The 839-nt window shown below is 77.1% G+C and carries 1 protein-coding gene; it reads left to right on the top strand.

Annotated features, from left to right (window positions below):
- On the top strand, window positions 1–814 hold an 814-nt coding region (locus tag AA75_RS41390), incomplete at its 5' end, for an MFS transporter (RefSeq protein ID WP_033825666.1).
- Window positions 815–839 lie beyond the last annotated feature (25 nt).

The raw sequence follows: 839 nt of genomic DNA, 5'->3' as shown, positions 1-839 counted from the left end.
CCTCGGGCCCACCGGGTACGGCGTCCTGCTCGCCGCGGTGGGGCTGGGGGCGGTCCTGGCCGCGGCAGCGCTGCCCCGGCTGAGCGCCCGGCTGGGGGCGAACGGCATGCTGGCCGCGGCCGGGGCGCTGACCGCGGCGGCGCTCGCCGTCACCGCCGTCACCACCCGCGCCGTGCTCGCCGGCGCGGTCCTGCTGCTGGCCGGCGCCGCCTGGATCTGGGGGCTGTCCGTCCTCAACGCAGCGCTGCAGCTCGAACTGCCCAACTGGGTCCGGGCGCGGGCGGTCGCCTTCTACCTCCTGGTCTTCCAGGGCGGCAACGCCCTGGGCGCCCTGGTGTGGGGCCAACTCGCACAGCGGGCCGGGCTGACCGTCGCGCTGGGCGCGGCGGCGGCGCTGCTCGCGCTCGGCGTGCTGTCGCTCCGGGCCCTGCCGCTCCTGGAGGACCGGGCCGATCCCTCGTTGTCCGACACCTGGCCGGAACCGCGGCTGACCGTCGAACCGGCTCCGACGGACGGACCGGTCCTGGTCACCGTCGAGTACCGGGTGGCCGACGAGCACGCTCCGGCCTTCGTCCGCGCGATGCGTGAGGTGGAGGACTCCCGGCGGCGGACCGGGGCCGTCAGCTGGGGCCTGTACCGGGACGCGGCGGCGCCGCACCGGTTCATCGAGACCTTCACCGTGGTGTCCTGGGCGGAGCACCGGGCCCAGCACCACCGCCGCTACACCGGGATCGACCGCCGGTTCGAGCGCACCGCCCGGGAGTTCGTGCAGGGCGAGCCGCTGACGACCCACGCCCTGCTCGCCCGGGAGTGAGCCGCGCCGACGGCGGCGGGAGGCC

This window comes from Kitasatospora sp. MBT63 (genome assembly GCF_000710465.2).
Taxonomy (GTDB): domain Bacteria; phylum Actinomycetota; class Actinomycetes; order Streptomycetales; family Streptomycetaceae; genus Kitasatospora.
The sequence above is the reverse complement of the archived record's forward strand: the minus strand, read 5'-3'. Positions and strand labels throughout refer to the sequence as shown.